At 53.4% G+C, this 20825-nt stretch carries 19 protein-coding genes; all 19 read right to left on the bottom strand.

What is annotated here, in order from left to right; all coding sequences use genetic code 11:
* Window positions 1–203: 203 nt before the first annotated feature.
* On the bottom strand, window positions 204–881 hold the full coding sequence (locus HMPREF3201_RS02670; protein ID WP_062411612.1) for a response regulator transcription factor: 678 nt from the start codon (window positions 879–881) through the stop codon (window positions 204–206).
* 12 nt (window positions 882–893) lie between these two features.
* Complete coding sequence (locus HMPREF3201_RS02675) at window positions 894–1514, bottom strand: GTP pyrophosphokinase (protein ID WP_062411613.1); 621 nt, start codon at window positions 1512–1514, stop codon at window positions 894–896.
* 135 nt (window positions 1515–1649) lie between these two features.
* Window positions 1650–2285 carry a redox-sensing transcriptional repressor Rex gene (locus HMPREF3201_RS02680; RefSeq protein WP_062411614.1) on the bottom strand — a complete coding sequence of 212 codons (636 nt, stop codon included), beginning with the start codon at window positions 2283–2285 and terminating at the stop codon, window positions 1650–1652.
* Window positions 2286–2374: 89 nt separating this feature from the next.
* A complete protein-coding gene (locus HMPREF3201_RS02685) occupies window positions 2375–3652 on the bottom strand; it encodes an O-antigen ligase family protein (RefSeq protein WP_062411615.1) in 1278 nt (425 codons plus the stop codon).
* A gap of 162 nt (window positions 3653–3814) precedes the next feature.
* A complete protein-coding gene (locus HMPREF3201_RS02690) occupies window positions 3815–5119 on the bottom strand; it encodes a bifunctional folylpolyglutamate synthase/dihydrofolate synthase (protein WP_062411616.1) in 1305 nt (434 codons plus the stop codon).
* Between the two features lie 9 nt (window positions 5120–5128).
* Complete coding sequence (locus tag HMPREF3201_RS02695) at window positions 5129–7789, bottom strand: valine--tRNA ligase (protein ID WP_062411617.1); 2661 nt, start codon at window positions 7787–7789, stop codon at window positions 5129–5131.
* A 316-nt stretch (window positions 7790–8105) separates the two neighbouring features.
* Window positions 8106–8879 carry a PhzF family phenazine biosynthesis protein gene (locus HMPREF3201_RS02700; protein ID WP_062411618.1) on the bottom strand — a complete coding sequence of 258 codons (774 nt, stop codon included), beginning with the start codon at window positions 8877–8879 and terminating at the stop codon, window positions 8106–8108.
* Window positions 8880–8971: 92 nt separating this feature from the next.
* Window positions 8972–10360 (bottom strand): aminotransferase-like domain-containing protein, encoded by a 1389-nt coding sequence (locus HMPREF3201_RS02705; protein ID WP_062411619.1) that lies wholly within the window; start codon window positions 10358–10360, stop codon window positions 8972–8974.
* 105 nt (window positions 10361–10465) lie between these two features.
* Window positions 10466–11029: an alkyl hydroperoxide reductase subunit C gene (gene ahpC, locus HMPREF3201_RS02710; RefSeq protein WP_062411620.1), complete on the bottom strand. Its 564-nt coding sequence runs from the start codon at window positions 11027–11029 to the stop codon at window positions 10466–10468.
* Window positions 11030–11251: 222 nt separating this feature from the next.
* On the bottom strand, window positions 11252–12604 hold the full coding sequence (locus HMPREF3201_RS02715; RefSeq protein WP_062411621.1) for a pyruvate carboxylase subunit B: 1353 nt from the start codon (window positions 12602–12604) through the stop codon (window positions 11252–11254).
* Window positions 12605–12668: 64 nt separating this feature from the next.
* Window positions 12669–13724: an elongator complex protein 3 gene (locus tag HMPREF3201_RS02720; RefSeq protein ID WP_062411622.1), complete on the bottom strand. Its 1056-nt coding sequence runs from the start codon at window positions 13722–13724 to the stop codon at window positions 12669–12671.
* 55 nt (window positions 13725–13779) lie between these two features.
* A complete protein-coding gene (gene rnc, locus HMPREF3201_RS02725) occupies window positions 13780–14490 on the bottom strand; it encodes a ribonuclease III (protein WP_062411623.1) in 711 nt (236 codons plus the stop codon).
* A 17-nt stretch (window positions 14491–14507) separates the two neighbouring features.
* Window positions 14508–15761 (bottom strand): beta-ketoacyl-ACP synthase II, encoded by a 1254-nt coding sequence (gene fabF, locus HMPREF3201_RS02730; protein ID WP_062411624.1) that lies wholly within the window; start codon window positions 15759–15761, stop codon window positions 14508–14510.
* 34 nt (window positions 15762–15795) lie between these two features.
* Window positions 15796–16752 carry an NAD(P)H-dependent flavin oxidoreductase gene (locus HMPREF3201_RS02735; RefSeq protein WP_195190529.1) on the bottom strand — a complete coding sequence of 319 codons (957 nt, stop codon included), beginning with the start codon at window positions 16750–16752 and terminating at the stop codon, window positions 15796–15798.
* A 73-nt stretch (window positions 16753–16825) separates the two neighbouring features.
* Window positions 16826–17071: an acyl carrier protein gene (locus HMPREF3201_RS02740; protein ID WP_044504498.1), complete on the bottom strand. Its 246-nt coding sequence runs from the start codon at window positions 17069–17071 to the stop codon at window positions 16826–16828.
* Window positions 17072–17105: 34 nt separating this feature from the next.
* On the bottom strand, window positions 17106–17849 hold the full coding sequence (gene fabG, locus HMPREF3201_RS02745) for a 3-oxoacyl-[acyl-carrier-protein] reductase (RefSeq protein WP_062411626.1): 744 nt from the start codon (window positions 17847–17849) through the stop codon (window positions 17106–17108).
* 1 nt (window position 17850) lies between these two features.
* A complete protein-coding gene (gene fabD, locus HMPREF3201_RS02750) occupies window positions 17851–18792 on the bottom strand; it encodes an ACP S-malonyltransferase (RefSeq protein WP_172980536.1) in 942 nt (313 codons plus the stop codon).
* A 25-nt stretch (window positions 18793–18817) separates the two neighbouring features.
* Window positions 18818–19813, bottom strand: a complete 996-nt coding sequence (locus HMPREF3201_RS02755; RefSeq protein WP_062411628.1) for a beta-ketoacyl-ACP synthase III — start codon at window positions 19811–19813, stop codon at window positions 18818–18820.
* Window positions 19797–20822, bottom strand: a complete 1026-nt coding sequence (plsX, locus tag HMPREF3201_RS02760; RefSeq protein WP_062411629.1) for a phosphate acyltransferase PlsX — start codon at window positions 20820–20822, stop codon at window positions 19797–19799. Before plsX ends, HMPREF3201_RS02755 begins: the two co-directional genes overlap by 17 nt.
* Window positions 20823–20825: the final 3 nt, after the last annotated feature.

A 20825-nucleotide genomic window follows, 5' to 3' on the forward strand; every position in this document is an offset into this window, starting at 1 on the left:
TTCGATGTGGATTTCTGGAGACAATCACCCTCGTTACGAGAGAATTACAACTGCCTCGGAGTAAATCTCCCTGGCAAAACGGGCATAGTCAACTGCCCGATGATGTAGGCAGAATTAGGGAGGCAGCTTTAAGATGTCGCGATTACCTATGCATTTCTGACTTACAAGCTCCCGCTTCTATAAGAGGGAGTCGTTGACAGGTCCTATTTCCTTTCTTTTACCGAGAGTAAGTAGGTCTGGCCTCTTTCGCCGACGATTTCGATATCGGCCTGGATGGCTTCCAGTTTTTCTCGTAAATAGGAGACGTACATAAAGACGATATTGTCGTCGACGTCGCCCTCATCGCCCCAGACATTGTCGAAGATTTGCTCCGTCGACAAGGATTTTCCGACGTTAGCCATGAAGAATTTCATCAACTTCGTTTCCCGATTGGCCAGGCGTATGGAGCTGCAGCAGACCATTTCCTGTTCGTCGACGTCGAGCTTGACGGCTCCGACGTGAAGCTTCGCCGGCGTAAAAGACTGAGAGCGCCGGGTCAAGGAGCGCAGGCGGGCCAGGAGTTCGCCCATGGCAAAGGGCTTGGTCAGGTAATCGTCGGCGCCGGCGTCAAGACCGGTAATGCGGTCGTCGACTTCGGCCTTGGCCGTCAGCATCAGGACCGGCGTCATATCCCCTTTTTCCCGAATTTCCTGCAGAGCCTGGACGCCGTCTTTTTTCGGCATCATGATGTCCAGGATCATACAGTCGTACGACTGTACCAGGGCCTTATCGACGGCGGCCTGACCGTCATAAACGGCGTCGACTTCATAGCCCGAATGGGTCAAAATCGCGACCAGAGCCGCGGACATTTCTTTTTCATCTTCCGCTAAGAGAAGGCGCATCTTCATTCCCCCTTATTCTTGTGCATGGATCAAATTGCGGATGGTCTGCATGGATACGTCGCACGACGCCAGTTCGTCGGCACAGCGCTTCAATTCCCGGACGATGAGCTGGGGATTTTTAATATCCTGCTTATACTTCATCTGGTGTTCCAGGCTGGCCCAGGAATCCATGGCGATGGTCCGCAGCTGGACTTCCGCATAAAAGCGGCCCGGATTGGCACCGGTTACGTCTTCATAAGGCGCCTGCAGTTCTAAAATGATGTGGTAACTGCGATAACCGTTGGGCTTGACGTTACGGATATAATCTTTTTCTTCGACGATGCGGATGTCGGGCTGGCTCTTCAAAAAATCGATGGCCCGGTAAATATCGTCGAGGAAACAACAGACGATGCGGATGCCGATGGCATCGTATATATCATGGAGCGCCGACTGAGCCGTCTGGGGAAGGCCTTTGCGGTCGCACTTTTCCCGCATGCTGGCCTCGCCTTTCAAGCGGTAGATTAAATGCTCGTAAGCGGCTTCGCCGGTCTTCTTCTTGGTATCACTGCTATAGGCCCGGATACGGCCGATAAGGTCCTTCATCACGGCCTCGAGGGCCGGTTCATATGCACCATAAATGGATGTGCTGTCCATAAAATCACCTCATTCACTAACGGTAGTATGAGTATTATACCACAAAAAAGGATGGCGCCGTACACAGGCACCATCCTTTTTAGATACTGTTTAAATTCTTTTATGAATCTTTATACCATCGTTTGACGACGATCTTTATTCTGTCTTATTGGTCAGATAGTACGAAATACGACTCAGACCGATGGACAAGTCTTCCCGGAAGACGAAGATTCCGTCGGGAACGGTCAATCGCAAGGGTGCGAAAGACAGGATGCCGCGGATACCGGCATCGACCATTTGATCTGCCACCTGCTGTGCGACGGCTGCCGGCGTCGTAATGATGCCGATCTGGATGCCTTCGCGGCGGATGACGTCCCCCATTTCAGAAATCGGCGTGACTTCGACACCGCCGACGTTCTGGCCGATAATGCGATGGTCGACATCGAAGAGGCCCGTCGTCCGAAAGCCCAGACGACCGAAGGTCTTATAGTTCGCCAAAGCCCAGCCGAGATGGCCGATGCCGGCGATGCCGACTTTCCAATGCTGCTGCAGTCCGATGATTTCTACGATCTGTTGACACAATTCACCGACATAATAACCGACACCTTTTTTCCCAAAAGCACCGAAGCAGGTAAGGTCCTTTCGAATCTGTTCCGGTGTGATGCCTAAGCGTTCCCCTAATTTTTCGGATGAGATGATATCGATTCCCGCATCTTGCAGTAACAGCAAGTCCCTGTAGTACAGCGGCAATCGTTCGATGACAGCATCCGATATTGCCTTTTTCTGTCTCATGGATAGTAACCCTCCAACTATGTCCCCAGCTATTCCCTATAGCTATAAGCCACCTTGTCTAGTGATAATAGTCACATGCCTATTATATATCATTGTGAATTATTTCGCAAACTGTTTTTATTACTTTTTTCACATAGTTCAGCCAACATATTGGCGAAAAGGGCGCTCATCAGCCAAAAAGTGAGCGATATTTGCGTACTGAACAAGTCATAATCACTGATGCCGCTGATCGCCAGCGACAGGACTGATGCCGCCAAAGTCATGGACAGGGACCGGTCAAAAGTCCGAACGTGATGGTCTTTCACATAGCGGATGGCGTACCAGGCATTGCCAAAGAAAAACCACAGGCCGAAGAAGGTGCCAACCAGCCCCGTTTCTGCCAACATATTGAGGTACATATTGTGGGCGTGGAAGATGACGATGCCCGCTTCCTGGATCAGTTCGTTGTAAACGGGATAGACGTGTTTAAAAGCCCCCCAGCCGATGCCGAACAGCGGGTGATCGAGGAACATGGCAATGGCTGCCTCCCACATATCCATGCGCATGGCAACGGACGTATCGGCTTCACTGTGGCTGAAGATCGACAAGAGTCGATGAGCTACGCCGCCGTGATAAAAGGCGCCGATCAAAGGCGCTGCCAAAAAGAGGAGCCACACCCGTTTATCCCAAAAGAGGCCGAAGAAAAAGACCAGTGCCCCGACGCTGAGCCAGGCGCCGCGGGAATAGGTCAACACCAGGCAGAGGGTCAGGATGGAAAGGAGTACCAGATACAGGACCCGGTGCCAGTAATGGCGGGTGCAGATCATCATCGACGCCGAAGCGCTCATGACGATCAACAAGAAGGCCGACAGTAAGTTGGGGTTGTACAGCGTCGAATACATACGCCGCCGAAGGAGGGGAAAAGCCGCTTCATCGACCCAGTCGGCATTGTTCAGGACCAGCATGTGGGCATACTGGTAAAGGCCATATAAGGCGACGGCAAAGGCACTGAATAAGAGGGCCGAAAAGAGCATCCGCCGCTCCCACGATCGATGGACAAAGACTAAGATGCCGTAATAAAGCAGGATGTACTGCAAGACCGTAAAGACGTAGAAGGCCGTTCCCATGAAGAAGTGTGGCGAGCCGATGAGCGACAAAAAGGCCGCGACGGCAAAACCGACGGCCGGCAGCGAAAGGGGTGCCCGGCGAAGGGGCAACCGCGGATAGCGCATCATATAATACAGGCCGAGCAGCAAGGCCACGACGAAAAAGCCCTCCATCACAAAAAGATTTAAGGGCATAAAAAAAACAGTCCCGGCCAGGGCATAGACGACGCGCAGCCGTGCCCGCTCTGCAGGCGTACTGCCGGTCCGTATCATCCACTTCATATAGGTTCGCTCCTCCGTAAATATATGTTTTATTTTATCATAAGGTCCACTCCGGCGCAACGAAAAAGGAGTGCCTCCATGAGGAGACACTCCCTTTCGATAACGCATTGACAGGCCGGAAACACGATGGGCCAAAAGCCCGTTCCGAGCCGATTCAAAAGCTTAGAAAAGCTGGTATTTTTCCCGAAGATATGCCCGTACTTCGCCCTGGATGTAGAGCGATCCGACGATGCACAGGACCTGATCCGGCTGTACGGCTGCAAAGGCCTTATCGAGCCCTTCCGACAGACTCCCTGCCCAGTCGGCCTTACAAGGCACGAGGTTCGCCATCTCTTTCGGATCGGACGTACGCGGCGTCGGCGCCGGCGCACAGATGACATAGTCGTCTTCGTGAAAGAGTTCCCGCACCATCTGGCTGTAATCTTTATCGGCCAGGACGGAAAACAGGAAGACCCGCTTACGATCGCCAAAGACGTCTTCATAAGTCTTGCAGAAGGTCGTAATGCCGGCCGGATTATGGGCGCCGTCGAGGACGACGTCCGTATCTCCGGCCTTGAAGACTTGAAAGCGGCCGGGCCACTCGACGTGACGGATGCCGTTTTCAAGGGCCGTCCGGGTCAATTTTTTCTCATGGCGTGCCAAGAGGAGCAGCGCCATGACGGCAGCGGCGCAGTTGGTCCGCTGGTGTTTCCCTAATAAGGGCAGGACCGTCGTAATGGAAAAGCCGAACTTTTCCCGGACGGTCACCATCTGGCCCGTCGCCGAATCTTCAGGGCCGGCATTGCCGACGACGTCGAAGCTATGGTCGAGGGCGTACAGCCGGCTGTGCATGGCATAGGCCTTGCGGGCGATGACCGCCAGGGCCGATCCTTCGGCCGTCGTAACGACGGGCACGCCTTCTTTGATGATGCCCGCCTTCTGCTCGGCAATGGCTTCGATCGTATTGCCGCAGTACTTCATGTGATCCATGGCCACGTTAGTAATGACCGATACGGCCGGGACAATGACGTTGGTCGAATCGAGGAGTCCCCCCAAGCCGACTTCGATGACGGCATAGTCGACGCCGATACTGGCAAAATACCAGAAGGCGGCGGCCGTAATCAGTTCAAATTCCGTCGGCCCTTCTCCCCCTTCGGCCACCATGGCCGTCACGGCGTCTTTGACGACGGCGACGGCAGCGGCAAAATCATCGCGGGAGATGTCGTGATGATCGATGTGGATCCGTTCCGTATAGTCCTCTAAATGAGGCGACGTATAGCGGCCGGTCTTAAAGCCGGCTTCGGTAAGGGCCGAGGCGATCATAGCCGTCACCGAGCCCTTGCCGTTAGTGCCGGTGACGTGGATCGTCTGATACTTATTTTGGGGGTTTCCCAGGCGTTCCAAGAGATTTTGAATACGCCCGAGTCCCAACTGAATGCCAAAGACGTTGGCAGCTTCTAAATAGTTTATTGCTTCTTCGTATGTCATAACAGCCTCTTAGAGTTTTGCCAAATCTTCCATACGTTTCGTAAGGGCAGCCATTTTTTCCTGATAGTCAGCCAGTTTCCCCTTTTCCTTTTCGACGACAGCTGCCGGGGCCTTGGCCAGGAAGCCCTGGTTGGCCAGCTTTTTGTCGAGGCGGTCGATTTCCTTCTGGAGTTTTTCCTGTTCCTTCTGGACGCGGGCCGTTTCTTTTTCGACGTCGATCAGGTCTTTGAGCTGTAAATAGACTTCAATGCCCGGAACGACGGCGACGACGGCATTTTCCGGTTTGGCGTCACTGGCCGAGAGCAGGGTTACCTTATCGGCAAAGGCCAGGGTATGGAAGTAGTCTTCGTAATCCTTCAAGGTCTGGGCCAATTCTTCCGTTGCCGGCGCTAAGATGACCGGTGCCTTCTTGCCCATGGGGACGTTCGATTCGGCACGGAGGTTACGGATGCCCTTGATGGCTTCCATGAGGGTATTCATGGTAGCGGCGTCGTCAGTAAAGTTCCACTTATCCTGGGCTTTCGGCCAGGGAGCGACGATGATGCTTTCCCCTTCGTGAGGCAGGTGCTGCCAGAGGTGTTCCGTAACGAAGGGCATGAAGGGATGGAGCATTTCCAAGGTATGGGTCAGGACATAGACCAACACGTACTGGACGGTGTGCTTGTCGCGGTCGCTGTCGGCCTGGTAGAGGCGCTTCTTGGCCAGTTCGATGTACCAGTCGCAGTAGGAGCTCCAAATGAAGTTGTAGACGGCATCGGCAGCGTCGCCCAATTCAAATTTATCGAGGTCTTCCGTGACTCTGGCTGCCGTTTCATTAAAGGAGGTCAGGATCCAGCGGTCGGCCAGGGTCAAGTCTTTTTCTTCCGGTACGAAGGATTCGTCAAAATCGGTGAGGTTCATGATGACGAACTTCGACGCGTTCCAAATCTTGTTGGCAAAGTTGCGGTTAGCTTCGACGCGTTCCATGTAAAAACGCATGTCGTTGCCCGGCGTATTACCCGTAACCAAGGTGAAGCGCAGGGCGTCGGCGCCGTATTCTTCGCAGACGCCGAGGGGATCGATGCCGTTGCCCAGGGACTTGCTCATCTTGCGGCCCTGGCTGTCGCGGACCAAGCCGTGGATGAAGACGTTTTCAAAGGGGATGTCCTTCATGAATTCACAGGTCATGAACATCATGCGGGCAACCCAGAAGAAGATGATATCGTAGCCCGTAACCAAGACGCTGGTCGGGAAGAACTGGTCGAGATCCGGCGTCTTATCAGGCCAGCCCATGGTCGAAAAAGGCCAAAGAGCCGAGCTGAACCAGGTGTCGAGGACGTCGGGATCGCGATGGATATGCTGGCTGTGGCAGTGCGGGCATTCCGTAATGTCTTCGCGGCTGGCCGAGGCTTTGCCGCAGTCGTCGCAGTACCAGACGGGAATCTGATGGCCCCACCAGAGCTGACGGCTGATGCACCAGTCATGGACGTCTTCCAGCCAGTGATTGTAGGTCTTGACGAAGCGTTCGGGGATGAAGCGGGTCTTGCCGTCTTCTACGGCTTTGAGAGCAGCTTCGGTAAGGGGTTTCATTTTGACGAACCACTGCTTGGTGACGAAGGGTTCGACCGTCGTCTTGCAGCGCGAGCAGTGACCGACGGCATGGGTCAAATCTTCGATATGATCGAGGAGTCCTAAGTCTTCGAGGTCGGCGACGACGGCTTTGCGGCATTCTTCGCGGGTCATGCCGTCGTATTTGGCGCCGGCTTTTTCGTTCATCGTGCCGTCGAGGTTCATGATCATAATCGATTCCAGGTTGTGGCGCTGGCCCATTTCAAAGTCGTTCGGGTCGTGAGCCGGTGTGATCTTGACGGCGCCTGTACCAAAGCCGATATCGACGTAGTCGTCGGCAATGACTTCGACTTCGCGGTCGACGAGGGGTACGATGACTTTCTTGCCGATATACTTCTTCATGCGGTCGTCGTTGGGATTGACGGCAACGGCCGTATCACCCATGATCGTTTCCGGACGGGTCGTGGCGATCATGATGTAATCGTCTTCACCGACGACGGGGTATTTGACGAACCACAGATGGCCGGCGACGTCGGAGTGGTCGACTTCGATGTCCGACAAGGCCGTATGGCAGTGAGGGCACCAGTTGGTAATGCGCTGACCCTGATAGATGAGGCCTTTTTCATACAAGGAAATGAAGACTTCCCGAACGGCGCGGGCACAGGTATCGTCCATGGTAAAGCGCTTGCGGCTCCAGTCGCAGGACGAGCCGAGACGGCGAATCTGTTTTTCAATGCGGTTGCCGTACTGTTCTTTCCAGGCCCAGACACGTTTGAGGAATTCTTCGCGGCCGATTTCGTAGCGGGTCTTGCCTTCTTCGGCCAGCTGCTGTTCGACCTTTACCTGGGTAGCGATACCGGCATGGTCGGTGCCAGGAATCCAGGCGACGTTGTAGCCTTCCATGCGCTTGAAGCGGACCAGAATATCCTGCAGGGTGTTGTCCAGAGCATGGCCCATGTGGAGCTGACCCGTAACGTTCGGCGGCGGCATGACGATGCTGAAGGGTTTCTTGCTCTTATCCGGCTCTTGATGGAAGTAGCCGTTCTTTTCCCAAAAATCGTACCACGCCATTTCCATGTCATTCGGTGCATACGTGCCCAGTTGTTCTTTATTCCATTTCATGATGATTCCCTCCAAAACAAAAAAGAGCATTCCCTCGCCTAAGGGTTTATTCCTTAGGACGAAAGAATGCTGTATCTTCCGCGGTACCACCTAAATTGCCGCTTCCGCGACCGCTTCATGGCACAGGTAACGTCTGCTTGACGGACAGGCCTTTCCTCCTGTCAGCTCCCGGGTGACGCGCCCTACTCTCTTTGAATGCCCTCGCACCGAATCGGCATTTCGCTGACAAAAAGAAGTAAAGCTTCTTCCGCTCATCGCTTTTGTTGTGATAAATATTGTAGCAATTTTACCTAAGCCTGTCAAGGCGTCCGGCAAGTTACACCTGAAGGTCAGCGATGGAATAAAGGGCGGCATAGCCGGCCAGGGAAATTTTATCCCCGTCGAGGCGGCACTGGAGCTCCCCTCCCCGCTTCGAGGCCTGGTAGGCCAAGAGCTTCTCTTTGCCGAGCTTTTTGGCCATGATGGGAATGATGTGGCAGTGACCGGAGCCGCAGACGGGATCTTCGGGGACGGATAGTTTCGGTGCAAAGCTGCGGCTGACGCAGTCGTACGTCCGTCCCGGCGCCGTAATGTGGCAGAGCATTCCGTCAAGGCCTTTGATCTTTTCTAAGTCCGGCTGAAAGTTCCGTACGACGTCTTCGTCAGGCAGGACGCAGACCAAATCCCGTGCTATATAAGCTTCCAAAGGTCTGATGCCAAGGGCATCGGTCATGGCCTCGGTGACGGCCGTCGGCACCATGTCGTAAGCCGGAAAGACCATGGAAAACAAATCACCCTTCCGAGTAACCGTCAGTGTTCCGCCCAGAGTATGGAAGATGAAGCGTTCAGCCTCGGGTTCAACGAAATGAGCCAGGACGAAGCTCGTCCCCAGCGTCGCATGGCCGCAGAGGTCGATTTCACCGCCCGGCGTAAACCAGCGAAGCTTGTAAGCCTCCCCTTCCTTTACGGTAAAGGCCGTTTCCGACAAATTATTTTCAATGGCAATGGCCTGCATCAACGCATCGGGCAGCCAGGAGTCCAGAACGCAGACTGCAGCCGGATTTCCTTTAAAAACTTCTTTGGTAAAAGCATCGACGACATAGCATTTCATAAAAATCCCTCCTCGAAAGATAATCATTCTGTCTGCCTTCATCATAGCATAGGAAAAATAAGCACACAATATTATAATTGTGTGCCATACGATTATTCCCGATAAGGAACTAAGACCGCCTTTATAAGATGAAGGCCTCGTTCTAAGGAAGCCATGTCGTTCGGCGCCCCGATGGCCAGCCTGGCGCCATGGACGGAGACATCAGTACCGACGGCAAAATGTTCGGCCCCTAAGAGGCGGACACCGCCTTTTCGGCAAAGACTTTCAAACTGCTGCCCGGTCAGCTGCGTCGGAAGGGTCAGCCAACGACAAAGGGCATCGCGCCCGCCGGCTAAGGGCCAGCCTTGTAAGATGCGGTCCGTGAGCTCGTTTCGCTCCCTCAGGCTTTGGCGGCGAAGAGCCATAAGGGATTCACATTTTCCCGATACGATGAGCCGAGCCGCCAGTTCCATGAGCAGGGCCGACTGGGAGAGATTCAAGGTGTATAAGGCCGAGGACAGCGTCTCTTCCAACCGTTTGGGCGGCACGACATAGGCCAGTCGCAACGCCGGCAGAATGGTCTTTGACAGGCTGAAGAGATAGACCGTCTGGTCCGGTGCCAAGGTTTTGACCGGCGCCGCCGGATGATCTGTCAGCAAACTGGCAATGGCATCTTCAATGATGAGGAGGTCATGCTGTTTAGAAAAAGCGGCGAGTCTCTCCCGGCCGGCTGCCGACATAGTGTGGGTCGTCGGATTCTGAAAGTCCGGCGTCACATAGATTCCCTTAATGTGGTGATTCTTTAAGGCATAAGAAAGGCCATCTTCACTCATTTCCCCATCCTTCTGTCCGACGGGGACGAGGCGGATGCCGAAGAGTTTGGCCGCACTTTTAAAACCCGGATAGACCAGGGGATCGACGCCGATGCGGTCGCCGGGCCGAAAGAGAGCCGCCAAGATAGCTGTCAAGGCATTCTGGCCGCCATTAGAAAACAGAACCGGCCTTTCTACGGTGACGCCGGCCCAGCCTAATAGTGTCTGCGCCGCCTCCTGGTAAAAACGATCGTTCCCATAGGCATATTGAAAGAACCGTTCGCGACGGTTATCGCTCATCATTTCGGCCACCAAAGAGGCCACGGTATCGCCAGCCAATCGTTCGGGCATCATGGAACCCATCTCGATGATAGGCGTCCTGTTTGGAGCTGCCAGCAGGCTGGTACCGGCATCATAGGCGACGAAGGTTCCCCGACCGACGACGCTGGTAAGGAGGCCCCGGTTAGAGGCATAGCGAAAAGCCTTGGATACGGTGCTGACATTGACGTCGAGAAAATCGGCCAGTTCCCGCTGAGGCGGCAGTTTCGTTCCCGGCAGGATGCGGCCGCGTTCGATATCTTCTATGAGCTGCGCCGCCAAGGCCTTATAAAAAGGCTGGAGACGCCCTTCTATGTCACGACGGGACGGGCGCCACGACATGGGATAGGTTTCAAAAGAATTGACCGGCATAGAAAGGCCCCCTTTCTCCGATTTTGACAAAAAAATTATCCTTATGAAGGTCACCGATCTTCATAAGGATAATGATACACGACCGTATGATTTTTGAAAAGCCGCTTATAAGGTGCCGACCAAATCGATGCCCGGTTTCAAAGTCTTAGCACCCGGTGTCCAGCGAGCCGGGCACACTTCGTCGCCGTGTTCACGGACGAACTGGCAAGCCTGAACTTTTCGCAGCAGTTCTTCGGCATTGCGGCCTACGTTGCCGGCATTGACTTCATAGGAGACGATTTGGCCTTCGGGATTGATGATGAAGGTTCCTCGCTCAGCGACACCGGCATCTTCGATGAGGACTTCAAAATCACGAGCCAAAGCATGGGTCGGATCGGCCATCATCGGATAAGTGATGTCTTTGATGAGCGGCGAGTGATCGTGCCAAGCCTTGTGCACAAATTCCGTATCGCAGGAAACAGAATAGATTTCGCAGCCTATCTTTTTGAACTCTTCATAAAAGCTTTCGAGGTCGGCTAATTCCGTCGGGCACACAAAAGTAAAATCAGCAGGATAGAAAAAGAATACGCTCCATTTTCCCAAGAGATCTTCCTTGGTAACGGTAATGAATCCGTTATTATGGAAAGCTTTGGCCGTAAAATCACTGACTTCCTTGTTGATTAATGACATAAGATGAACCTCCTCTACCATGAAAACCATAAATTGAAAATCGCTATCATTATAACTAAAAGATATCATGAATTGCCTGAAAAATCAAGGCAAACATAATGACAATTTATCCAAGATGAGGTCATTCACATTACAAAAAAGGACGTGAGCAGCTGTACTCACGTCCATTCGAGGCAGCTGCTGTAAACATCGCCACTATACAAGGAACTTGCTATCGATATGTTACTGTCGTCCGTCCCGCTTCAGGAAAAAGGGCAGCGCCACTTCCGGGAACAGGGTATAGCTCAGGACGTCTTCCATGCTGGCATTGGGGAAGCCTTCGTTGGCCAAGGCCTTCTTGGCTTCTTCCAATTCCGGTGCCAAGTCATCGGCCGGACGATGAGTAATGACCGGTTCATCGCCGATGCACATCTTTCGGAATTCTTCGTCGATGGTACCGGGCACACGGCCATATTTGCCGCGAACGATGTCGCGCACTTCATTGGTCACGATCTTATAACGGCCATAGAGGACGTTTAGGGCGGCTGCCGAACCGGTAATCTGACTGGTCGGCGTAACCAGCGGCGGATAACCGAGGTCGCGGCGGACGTTGGGCATTTCGGCCAGGACTTCATCGAAGCGGTCTTCGGCGCCCTGGGCTTTAAGCTGATTATAAAGGTTGGTCAGCATGCCGCCGGGAATCTGATATTTGCGGACAGCCGGGTTAATCTGGCTGGGCATGGTCAGTTTAAATTCGTCGGCCAGTTCCTTGCGGACGTTTTTAAAATGGTCGACAATGGGCCACAGGCGGTCGACGTCGATGCCGGTATCGTAGATACTGCCGTTTAAGGCCATGACCATCGATTCCGTCGCCGGCTGGCTGGTGATTTCGCCAAAGGGCGACAAGGCCGTATCGATGATGTCGACGCCGGCTTCGATGGCTTTCATATAGGTCATTTCACCGAGGCCGCAGGTACAGTGCGTATGCAGTTCAATGGGCACGGTCAGGTGCTTCTTGAGCATGCGGATAAGGTTATAGGCATCATAAGGCGACAAGAGGCCCGACATGTCTTTGATACAGACCGAGTCGACGCCCATATCCTGTAATTCCTGACCGACCTTGGTAAAGGATTCCATGGTGTGAATGGGGCTGATAGTATAGACCAGGGCGCCCTGGACGTGGACCGATTTCGTGTCTTTTGCCGCTTTGATGGCCGCTTCCATGTTGCGCGGGTCGTTTAAGGCGTCAAAGACGCGGATGATGTCGATGCCGTTATCGACGGCGCGGTTGACAAATTCATAGACGACGTCATCGGCATAGTGACGATAACCTAATATATTTTGACCGCGAAGCAGCATCTGCAGCGGCGTCTTTTTCACATGCTTTTTAATCGTCCGCAGGCGTTCCCACGGGTCTTCATCGAGGAAGCGCATGCAGGTATCAAAGGTAGCGCCGCCCCAACATTCGAGGGCGTTGTAGCCTAATTCATCCATGGCTTCCAGGACAGGAAGCATCTGGCGAAGGCGCATGCGCGTCGCTGCAATGGATTGATGACCGTCGCGCAGAACCGTTTCCGTTATTTTTACTCTTGCCATTCTCTTTCCTCCATATTATATCTATTGCAATTTGTTTATTGTTAAAATCATACGTACTATTTTATTATATCATAGTAGGACTGGCCTGGCTATTCATATCTAAGTCATAGCTCGTCTGTCCTTGAAAGACGTAGACGTGACCCAGGGGTACGTCCCCTTCCCGCCACGACAAGGTCAAGGGAATACTCCAGCGCGCGGTCTTAACGGTAAGGCTGCGATAGCCCCGGACGCGCGACGTCTCGCGGCGATCATAGGAAATGGTAACGGCCTCGTCCCCTGGAAGGGTCCTTAAAAAGGACAGGAGCTGCCTTCGGTAGCGATAGGTGTCGACGAGTTCACCCATAGCCGGCGTATAGGCTCCGGCCAGGACCTGCGAAGAGTCGTCCAGGTCTTCCGTGGCCTGAAGCCCCGTTCGGATGCATCGTATGCCTCGTTCCAGGAAGTGCTGCTTCATATAAGCCGCCCGCCGCACCCCTTCAGCGATCGTAAGAGGCTTATAGCTCCCGTCCTCATACATGGCGGCCAGTTCCGTCCCCTGAAGGACGGCGACGGGATAGATGCGGGCCAGATCCGGCCGGAGATTGCCGATGGCCTTCGTCGTTCGGCAAAGGCTGTCCCAATCTTCCCCGGGAAGGCCCGGCATGAGCTGATGGCCGACGGTAAAGCCGTACTGTCGCAGCAAGGCCGTCGCCTTTATGACATCCCCTGCTGTATGGCCCCGCTGAGCTTGCTGCAGCACCCGGTCGTCCATGGACTGAACGCCGAGTTCTACACAGGTCAGGCCATAGGCCTTCAAATTCGTTACAATGGCTTCGGTGATGCAGTCCGGCCGCGTCGAACAGCGTATCCCTTGAATGACGCCGGCTTTCAGCGCTTCATAGGCCGGTTGGAGCAGCTCCTGCTGCAGCGGCATGGGAATGGCTGTAAAGCTGCCGCCGTAAAAGGCGACTTCCCAGTGCCGTCCTTCACCGGCCGATGCCGTATAGGAGCCAATGAGCTCGCGTATGGCATCTCTCGTAGGCAGGCCGTGGTGGCCTGTAATCTGCCACTGATTGCAGAAGACGCAGCGATGCGGACAGCCGATATGGGGGATAAAGATAGGAATGATAGAAGTTTTCATAGTCATAAATGGGTGTATAAACTGCGAAAGAGGAGCTGCTCAGGCAGCTCCCCGTCTACTTGCCTTTTAACCGCGTCAGCGCTTCATGCGCTGCGTGTTGTTCGGCATATTTTTTTGATTTTCCCGATCCTTCGCCGAGAACCTTGCCGTTGACCAGGATTTCCATGTAAAAAGTCTTGTCATGGTCCGGCCCTTCTGTCCGGCAGAGGCGATACTCGATATGCTGAGGACCGTCTTGCTGTACGTACTCTTGGAAAATCGTCTTGTAGTCTTTTTCGTAATGACCACTGTCGACGAGGTCCAAATAGTCCTTTAATTGGTGAAGGATGAATTTCCGCGCCTCTTCGTAAGAGCTGTCGATATAGATGGCACCGACAACGGCTTCAAAGGCATCGGCCAGCATGCTGGGACGCGTGCGGCCGCCGGTTGCGATTTCCCCCTTCCCCAGGAGGAGATAGTCGCCCATATGGAACTTCATGCACACCGAAGCCAGGGGGCTTTCGCTGACGACACTGGCTCTGGCCTTTGACAGCTGCCCTTCAGGCATATGCGGATAGTGGAGAAACAAGTATTCCCCTACGACCAAGTCTAAGATGGCGTCGCCTAAAAACTCCAGGCGTTCATTGTAGTAACCATGATTGGCCTTATTTTCATTGGCATAGGAAGAATGGGTCAGGGCCTGATCCAAAATAAGGAAATTATGGAATTCTCCAAGGCCCAAGACCTGTATGAACTGTTCTAACTGTTCTTTACGAGTCGTATCCATCAGGTCAGTCTTCTTCTTTATTCAGCATATTTTTTGAACAGCAGCGTCGCGTTGTGACCGCCAAAACCAAAGGAATTGGAAATGGCAACCTTGACGTTAGCATCGACGGCCTTGTTGGGAACGTAGTTGATGCCAAGGGCTTTCAGTTCTTCTTCCGGTTCCACGAGGTTGATCGTCGGATGGACCTTGCCGGTTTCGATCGTCATAGCGCAGGCAATGGCTTCGACAGCACCGGCTGCACCGAGGAGATGACCGGTCATTGACTTCGTCGAGCTCATGAGCATATCTTTGGTATGGTCGCCAAAGACGCGGGCAACGGCGACGGATTCATTAAAGTCATTGAGGTGAGTGGACGTGCCGTGGGCATTGACGTAGTCGACGTCTTCCGGTTTGAGGCCGGCGTCTTTTACAGCCAAGGCCATGCACTTGGACTGCTGGAGGCCTTCCGGTGCCGGCGCCGTGATGTGGTAAGCATCGGCATTGCTGCCGTAGCCGCCGATTTCACAGTAGATGTGAGCACCGCGCTTTTTAGCATGTTCCAGTTCTTCGAGGACGACGATGCCGGCGCCTTCGCCCATGACGAAACCGTCGCGGTCTTTATCGAAAGGACGCGAAGCGTGAGTCGGGTCATCGTTGCGCGTGCTGAGGGCTTTCATCGCCGCAAAGCCGGCAACTGCACCCGGAGAAACGGCAGCTTCCGTACCGCCAGCAAGGGCTGCATCGAGTTCGCCCCGCTGAATCATGCGGTAAGCGTCACCGATGGAGTTGGTACCCGTTGCGCAGGCCGTAACGACGCTGGCGCAGTGGCCCTGAAGGCCGAAGAAAATGGATACCTGGCCGGAGGCCATGTTGACAATCATCTTCGGTACGACAAAGGGATTGACGCGGGACGGTCCCTTCGAAAAGAGGCCTTTATATAAGTTATGCAGTGTTTCCATGCCGCCGATGCCGGTGCCGATAATGGTACCGATACGGTCGCGATCTTCTTCGTCTAAGTTGATTTTTGAATCATCTAAGGCTAATTTCGCAGCGGCTACTGAATACTGCGTGGACGGGTCCATGTGACGGGCTTCTTTACGGTCGATACCGAAATCGGCAGGGTCAAAATCCTTGACTTCGCCGGCAATGCGAGTCGTATATTCCGCTGCGTCAAAGTGGGTAATGGGGCCGATGCCGCTTTCGCCGTTGAGCAGGGCTTTCCAAAAAGCATCTTTGCCGATGCCGACAGGAGAAATGACCCCTAACCCTGTAATTACTACGCGTTTTTCCAAAGTTTTCACCTCATTATAAAATGTAACGCACGTATCAATCGGGAATCTCTTCCACTTCCCGTTTGATATTTGCAAATATATCCTTGACCGGCAGGATGTCATGAATTTCCATCATTCGTTTGCCGGAAAATACCAGGCCTGTTTCAACGTCCCCTTGCTGGGCCCGCGTCAATGCCCGGATAATGCAGTATTTATGGCTGCATTTTTTCAGACAGAAATCACACGTTTCCGGCTTCGGTGCCGTCCCCAAAAGAATCCGTTCGGAGAATGGCGTACGGATAGCTTGGCCAGGAAGGCCGACAGGGCTGTGTACGAGAATAAAATCTTCCGGTTTATTGGCCCGGAGATAGACTTCTTTTAAAGCGTCAGCGCCGTTCGATTCGACACTGGCTGCAAAACGGCTGCCCATCTGGACACCGTTGGCTCCGAGACGGAGCATTTCTACAACATCGCTTCCATGCAGGACGCCGCCGGCGCCGATGACGGGAATGTCAACAGCGGCCCGTACTTCCGGTACGATGACGCGGCTCGAGCGATTCGTTCCCAAATGCCCGCCTGCTTCTGCACCTTCGACAACGACGGCCGAAGCACCCAGGGATTGGGATATTTTAGCTAGTTTGGCAGAAGACACAATAGGGACAATAGGCGTGCCCGAATCCTTCCCCCAGGCAAACATATCCCGGGAAAAACCTGCGCCTGCCACAACCAGATCGATTCCTTCTTCAATTGCCGTAGTAACCAAACCCTTAAATTCGCGGGCTGCTACCATGACATTTATACCTATAATTCCACGAGGAGATAACTTTCTGGCTAACTTAATTTCATGTCGCAATTCGTCAAAAGGCATGCCAGATGCCGCAATAAGGCCGATACCGCCTTCATTGGCTACTGCTGCCGCCAAACGGGCTGTGGACAAACGGATTGCCATACCACCTTGAATAATTGGCACCTTTGCTACAAGCTTACCTATTCTTAATTCTGGCAGCTTCACTCTGTTTTCCTCCATTCAAGATACCAGGAGGGGAAGACACACAGGCCTTCCCCTTCAGGCTCTTATTGCAAACTTATGCTTTCTTTTCCTTTTCAATGTAATCAACTGTATCTTTGACAGTTTTGATTTTTTCAGCAACATCGTCAGGGATTTCGATATTGAATTCTTCTTCGAAAGCCATGATCAGTTCTACGATGTCCAAGGAATCAGCGCCTAAATCATCGATGTAAGCAGCGTCCATTTTGACTTCTTTTTCGTCAACGCCTAACTGTTCAACAACAATGCTCTTTACTTTTTCAAAAGTATTTTCTTCGCTCATGTCCATTCACCCCCTTTCAGTGGAGTATGATTTTTTACATTACCATGCCGCCGTCGACATTCAAGGTCTGGCCGGTAATATAGCTGGCATCATCCGATGCAAGGAATAACACGGCTTTTGCCACTTCTTCCGGCTGAGCCACGCGGCCCATGGGAATCGTTTTAATCATGGCATCGACAGTGTCCTCGCCGAGGACCGCCGTCATGTCCGTTTCGATGCATCCCGGAGCAATGGCATTGCAGCGGATGTTTCGCGAAGCCAGTTCTTTGGCAACCGATTTGGTGAAACCGATGAGGCCTGCTTTGGCCGCAGCATAGTTGGCCTGGCCGGCATTGCCTGTTTCACCGACGACAGACGTAATGTTGATAATCGAACCGCTGCGCTGCTTCATCATCAGCCGGGTAACGGCCTTGGTGCAGTGGAAAGCGCCGGTAAGATTGGTGTCAAGCACGGCCTGCCAGTCGTCTTCTTTCATGATCATGAGCAGGCCGTCACGGGTGATGCCTGCGTTATTGACTAAAATGTCGATACGTCCCAATTCTTTCTTGACGTCTTTGACCATAGCAGTGACGGCAGCTTCATCAGCCACATCACACTGGATGGCAAGGCCTTTGCGCCCTTTTTCTTCGATAAGGCGGACCGTTTCTTCAGCAGCGGCGGTATTGCCGGCATAGATGACAGCGACGTCGGCACCGGCTTCAGCAAGGGTCAGCGCTGCCGCACGGCCGATGCCGCGGGAGCCGCCGGTAACGATGGCTGTTTTTCCTGTTAACTGCATTTTATCGAACCTCCTGGAAAAATTCAAGCGTTTTCTTTAAGGAAGGAATATCTTCTACATTTTCACTGTGGATTTTGCGGTCAATTTTCCGATTAAAACCACAAAGGGTTTTACCCGGACCGACTTCTACGAAGTTTTCCGCGCCAAAGTCGAGCATGGTCTTGGTGCAGTCGATCCAGAGGACGGGGCTGGCCGCCTGTTTGATAAGGGATGCCTTGATATCGGCTGCAGCCGTTTCAATCTGGCCGTTGACATTGGCAACGACGGGAATCTTGGCATCGGAAATGGTAATATCGTCGAGGACTTCGGCCAGGCGTTTTGCCGCCGGTTCCATGAGCGTGCTGTGGAAGGGAGCGCTGACGTGAAGGAGAACGGCGCGTTTCGCACCAGCAGCCTTCATGCGGTCTGCCGCTTCTTCAACGGCTTTAGTGCTGCCGGCAATGACGATCTGGCCGGGGCAGTTGAAGTTGACGGCCTGAACGACGCCGCCTGCCTTAGAAATGTCGGCGCAGATTTCTTTGATCTTATCTTCGTCTAAGCCGAGGATAGCCGCCATGCCGCCTTCTCCGAGGGGAACGGCTTCCTGCATGAACTGGCCGCGGAGGCGGACGGTCCGCACAGCGTCGGCAAAGGTCAAGGAACCGGCTGCGACGAGAGCTGAATATTCACCGAGGCTGTGACCGGCTGCGATGTCCGGGGTCAGGCCTTCCTGAGCCAGGACGCGGCAGCATGCCGTGCTGGCCGTAAGGATGGCCGGCTGTGTATTATAGGTCTTCATCAGTTCTTCGTCAGGACCTTCAAAGCAAAGTTTCGTCAGCGAGAAACCCAAGGCATCGTCAGCTTCTTCAAAGAGCTGTTTTACGACCGGGTAGGCATCGTATAAATCTTTGACCATACCCACTTTTTGGGCACCCTGTCCGGGAAAAACAAAGGCTTTCTTCATCATCAGTCACACCTCTCACAAAAAATTAATACCATTTCATAACTAAGCCGGCCCACGTCAGTCCGGCGCCAAATCCAGCCAAAACGACGATGTCGTCGCGCTTCATGCGGCCTTGACGCAAGGCTTCATCGAGGGCAATGGGAATGGATGCCCCGGACGTGTTGGCGTATTTATCGATATTGACAAAGACTTTTTCCATGGGAAGGTGGAGCCGTTTGGCTGCCGATTGAATGATGCGGGTATTGGCCTGATGAGGAACCATGAGGTCGATGTCTTCGTAACTGAGACCGGCCCGTTCCAAGGCTTTTTCCGCCGTCCGTCCCATGACTTTGACAGCAAATTTATACACTTCCTTGCCGTCCATCTTGATGTACGTTTCATGTTTCGCCCGAGCTTCATCGGTCGGCAAAATAGCGACCCCGCTGGACGGGATGTTCAGGTATTTGCCGCCGCTTCCGTCGGCGCCCATGTCAGCACCGAGGATGCCGTAGCCCTGCGGTACGGGACCGAATACAGCGGCTCCGGCGCCGTCGCCGAAGAGGACGCACGTATTGCGGTCGGTCATGTCGAGGAAACGGCTGAGGATTTCAGCCCCGATGACCAAAACGTGGCGGTACATGCCCGTTTCGATGTACTGTGCCGCCGTAATGGCGCCATAGGCAAAGCCCGAGCAGGCTGCATACAAATCGAAGACAGCGGCGTTCTTGGCACCGATATTATCCTGGACGATGCAGGCCGTTGACGGGATGGTCATGTCCGGCGTCAAGGTGCAGACGATAATCATATCCAGGTCTTCAGCTGACAGATTGGCCATTTCCAAAGCCTGTTTCGCCGCGATGGTGCACATATCCGACGTATTCATTCCGTCTTCGGCAAAGTGACGCGTTTTGATGCCGGTACGGCTCTGAATCCATTCATCCGATGTATCGACATACTTTTCCAATTCTTTATTGGTAACGACTCTATCGGGTACATAATGGCCCGTACCCAGCACACCGGCTGCGTTAGCTTTCACTATCATACTGTTCTACCTCTTCTTCCTCTATACTTTTTCGAATATGGCCGATGACGTCTTGCTCTGCAATTTCGCCGGCCACGCGGACAGCGTTTTTAATGGCCTTGGCCTTAGAGCTGCCGTGGCAGATGATAAAGCTGCCGTTGACGCCAAGTAGTGGCGCTCCGCCGTATTCGGTAAAGTCTAGTCGCTTCTTGAGCGATTTCAAAGCCGGATAGATGGCAAGCGCCCCTAATTTAGCGATGAAGCCGCTCTGCTTGATCGTGTCGCGGACGAGACGGATGATGAACATGGCCATGCCTTCTCCAAATTTCAAGATGACATTGCCGATGAATCCGTCACAGACGACGACGTCGACCGTTCCTTTCGGTATATCTCGGCCTTCTACGTTGCCGTAGAAAGTAATGGTTTTCAAATTTTCCAACATGGGATAGGTTTTTTGACACAATTCATTGCCCTTCGACGCTTCTTCCCCGATATTCAGGAGACCGACAGCCGGCTTTTCAATGCCGAGGATGTATTTGGCGTAATGGCAGCCCATGATGGCGCCTTCAACCAAGTGTTTCGGCTTGCTGCTGGAGTTAGCCCCGGAATCGAGGAGGACGGTAATCCCCTTTTTAGAAGGGATCGGCGTCGCAATGCAAGGGCGTTCAATCCCCTTGATGCGGCCCAGTTCGAAAAGGGCAGCTGTGACAGCGGCCCCGGTGCTGCCGGCGGCAACGACAGCATCACATGCGCCGTTTTTTACCAAGCGTGCAGCAACGACGATGGATGCGTCTTTCTTGCGGCGAATGGCCTGAGCTGGATGCTCGCCCATTTCGATGACTTCACTGGCATGGACGATCGACAGGCGTTCATTTTCTTTCGCCCCATACGTCGTCAATACCTGGCGTATCTTCGTTTCGTCACCGACCAGGACGACATCGTAATCATATGCTTTGACGGCTTCGATGGCACCGAGGACAATTTCTTCCGGTGCGTAATCGCCGCCCATCGCATCTACTGCTATTTTCATGAT

Source organism: Megasphaera sp. MJR8396C (genome assembly GCF_001546855.1).
Taxonomy (GTDB): Bacteria; Bacillota; Negativicutes; order Veillonellales; family Megasphaeraceae; genus Megasphaera.

Bases quoted from the DNA above. Each gene is read 5' to 3' on its own strand.
- HMPREF3201_RS02670 (WP_062411612.1), bottom strand. From the start codon at position 881: ATGCGCCTTCTCTTAGCGGAAGATGAAAAAGAAATGTCCGCGGCTCTG.
- plsX (WP_062411629.1), bottom strand. From the start codon at position 20,822: ATGAAAATAGCAGTAGATGCGATGGGCGGCGATTACGCACCGGAAGAA.
- rnc (WP_062411623.1), bottom strand. From the start codon at position 14,490: ATGGATACGACTCGTAAAGAACAGTTAGAACAGTTCATACAGGTCTTG.
- HMPREF3201_RS02675 (WP_062411613.1), bottom strand. From the start codon at position 1,514: ATGGACAGCACATCCATTTATGGTGCATATGAACCGGCCCTCGAGGCC.
- HMPREF3201_RS02740 (WP_044504498.1), bottom strand. From the start codon at position 17,071: ATGAGCGAAGAAAATACTTTTGAAAAAGTAAAGAGCATTGTTGTTGAA.
- HMPREF3201_RS02695 (WP_062411617.1), bottom strand. From the start codon at position 7,789: ATGAAATGGAATAAAGAACAACTGGGCACGTATGCACCGAATGACATG.
- ahpC (WP_062411620.1), bottom strand. From the start codon at position 11,029: ATGTCATTAATCAACAAGGAAGTCAGTGATTTTACGGCCAAAGCTTTC.
- fabD (WP_172980536.1), bottom strand. From the start codon at position 18,792: ATGAAGAAAGCCTTTGTTTTTCCCGGACAGGGTGCCCAAAAAGTGGGT.
- HMPREF3201_RS02700 (WP_062411618.1), bottom strand. From the start codon at position 8,879: ATGAAATGCTATGTCGTCGATGCTTTTACCAAAGAAGTTTTTAAAGGA.
- HMPREF3201_RS02690 (WP_062411616.1), bottom strand. From the start codon at position 5,119: ATGACATACGAAGAAGCAATAAACTATTTAGAAGCTGCCAACGTCTTT.
- HMPREF3201_RS02715 (WP_062411621.1), bottom strand. From the start codon at position 12,604: ATGGCAAGAGTAAAAATAACGGAAACGGTTCTGCGCGACGGTCATCAA.
- HMPREF3201_RS02705 (WP_062411619.1), bottom strand. From the start codon at position 10,360: ATGCCGGTCAATTCTTTTGAAACCTATCCCATGTCGTGGCGCCCGTCC.
- HMPREF3201_RS02720 (WP_062411622.1), bottom strand. From the start codon at position 13,724: ATGAAAACTTCTATCATTCCTATCTTTATCCCCCATATCGGCTGTCCG.
- fabG (WP_062411626.1), bottom strand. From the start codon at position 17,849: ATGCAGTTAACAGGAAAAACAGCCATCGTTACCGGCGGCTCCCGCGGC.
- HMPREF3201_RS02755 (WP_062411628.1), bottom strand. From the start codon at position 19,813: ATGATAGTGAAAGCTAACGCAGCCGGTGTGCTGGGTACGGGCCATTAT.
- HMPREF3201_RS02680 (WP_062411614.1), bottom strand. From the start codon at position 2,285: ATGAGACAGAAAAAGGCAATATCGGATGCTGTCATCGAACGATTGCCG.
- HMPREF3201_RS02685 (WP_062411615.1), bottom strand. From the start codon at position 3,652: ATGAAGTGGATGATACGGACCGGCAGTACGCCTGCAGAGCGGGCACGG.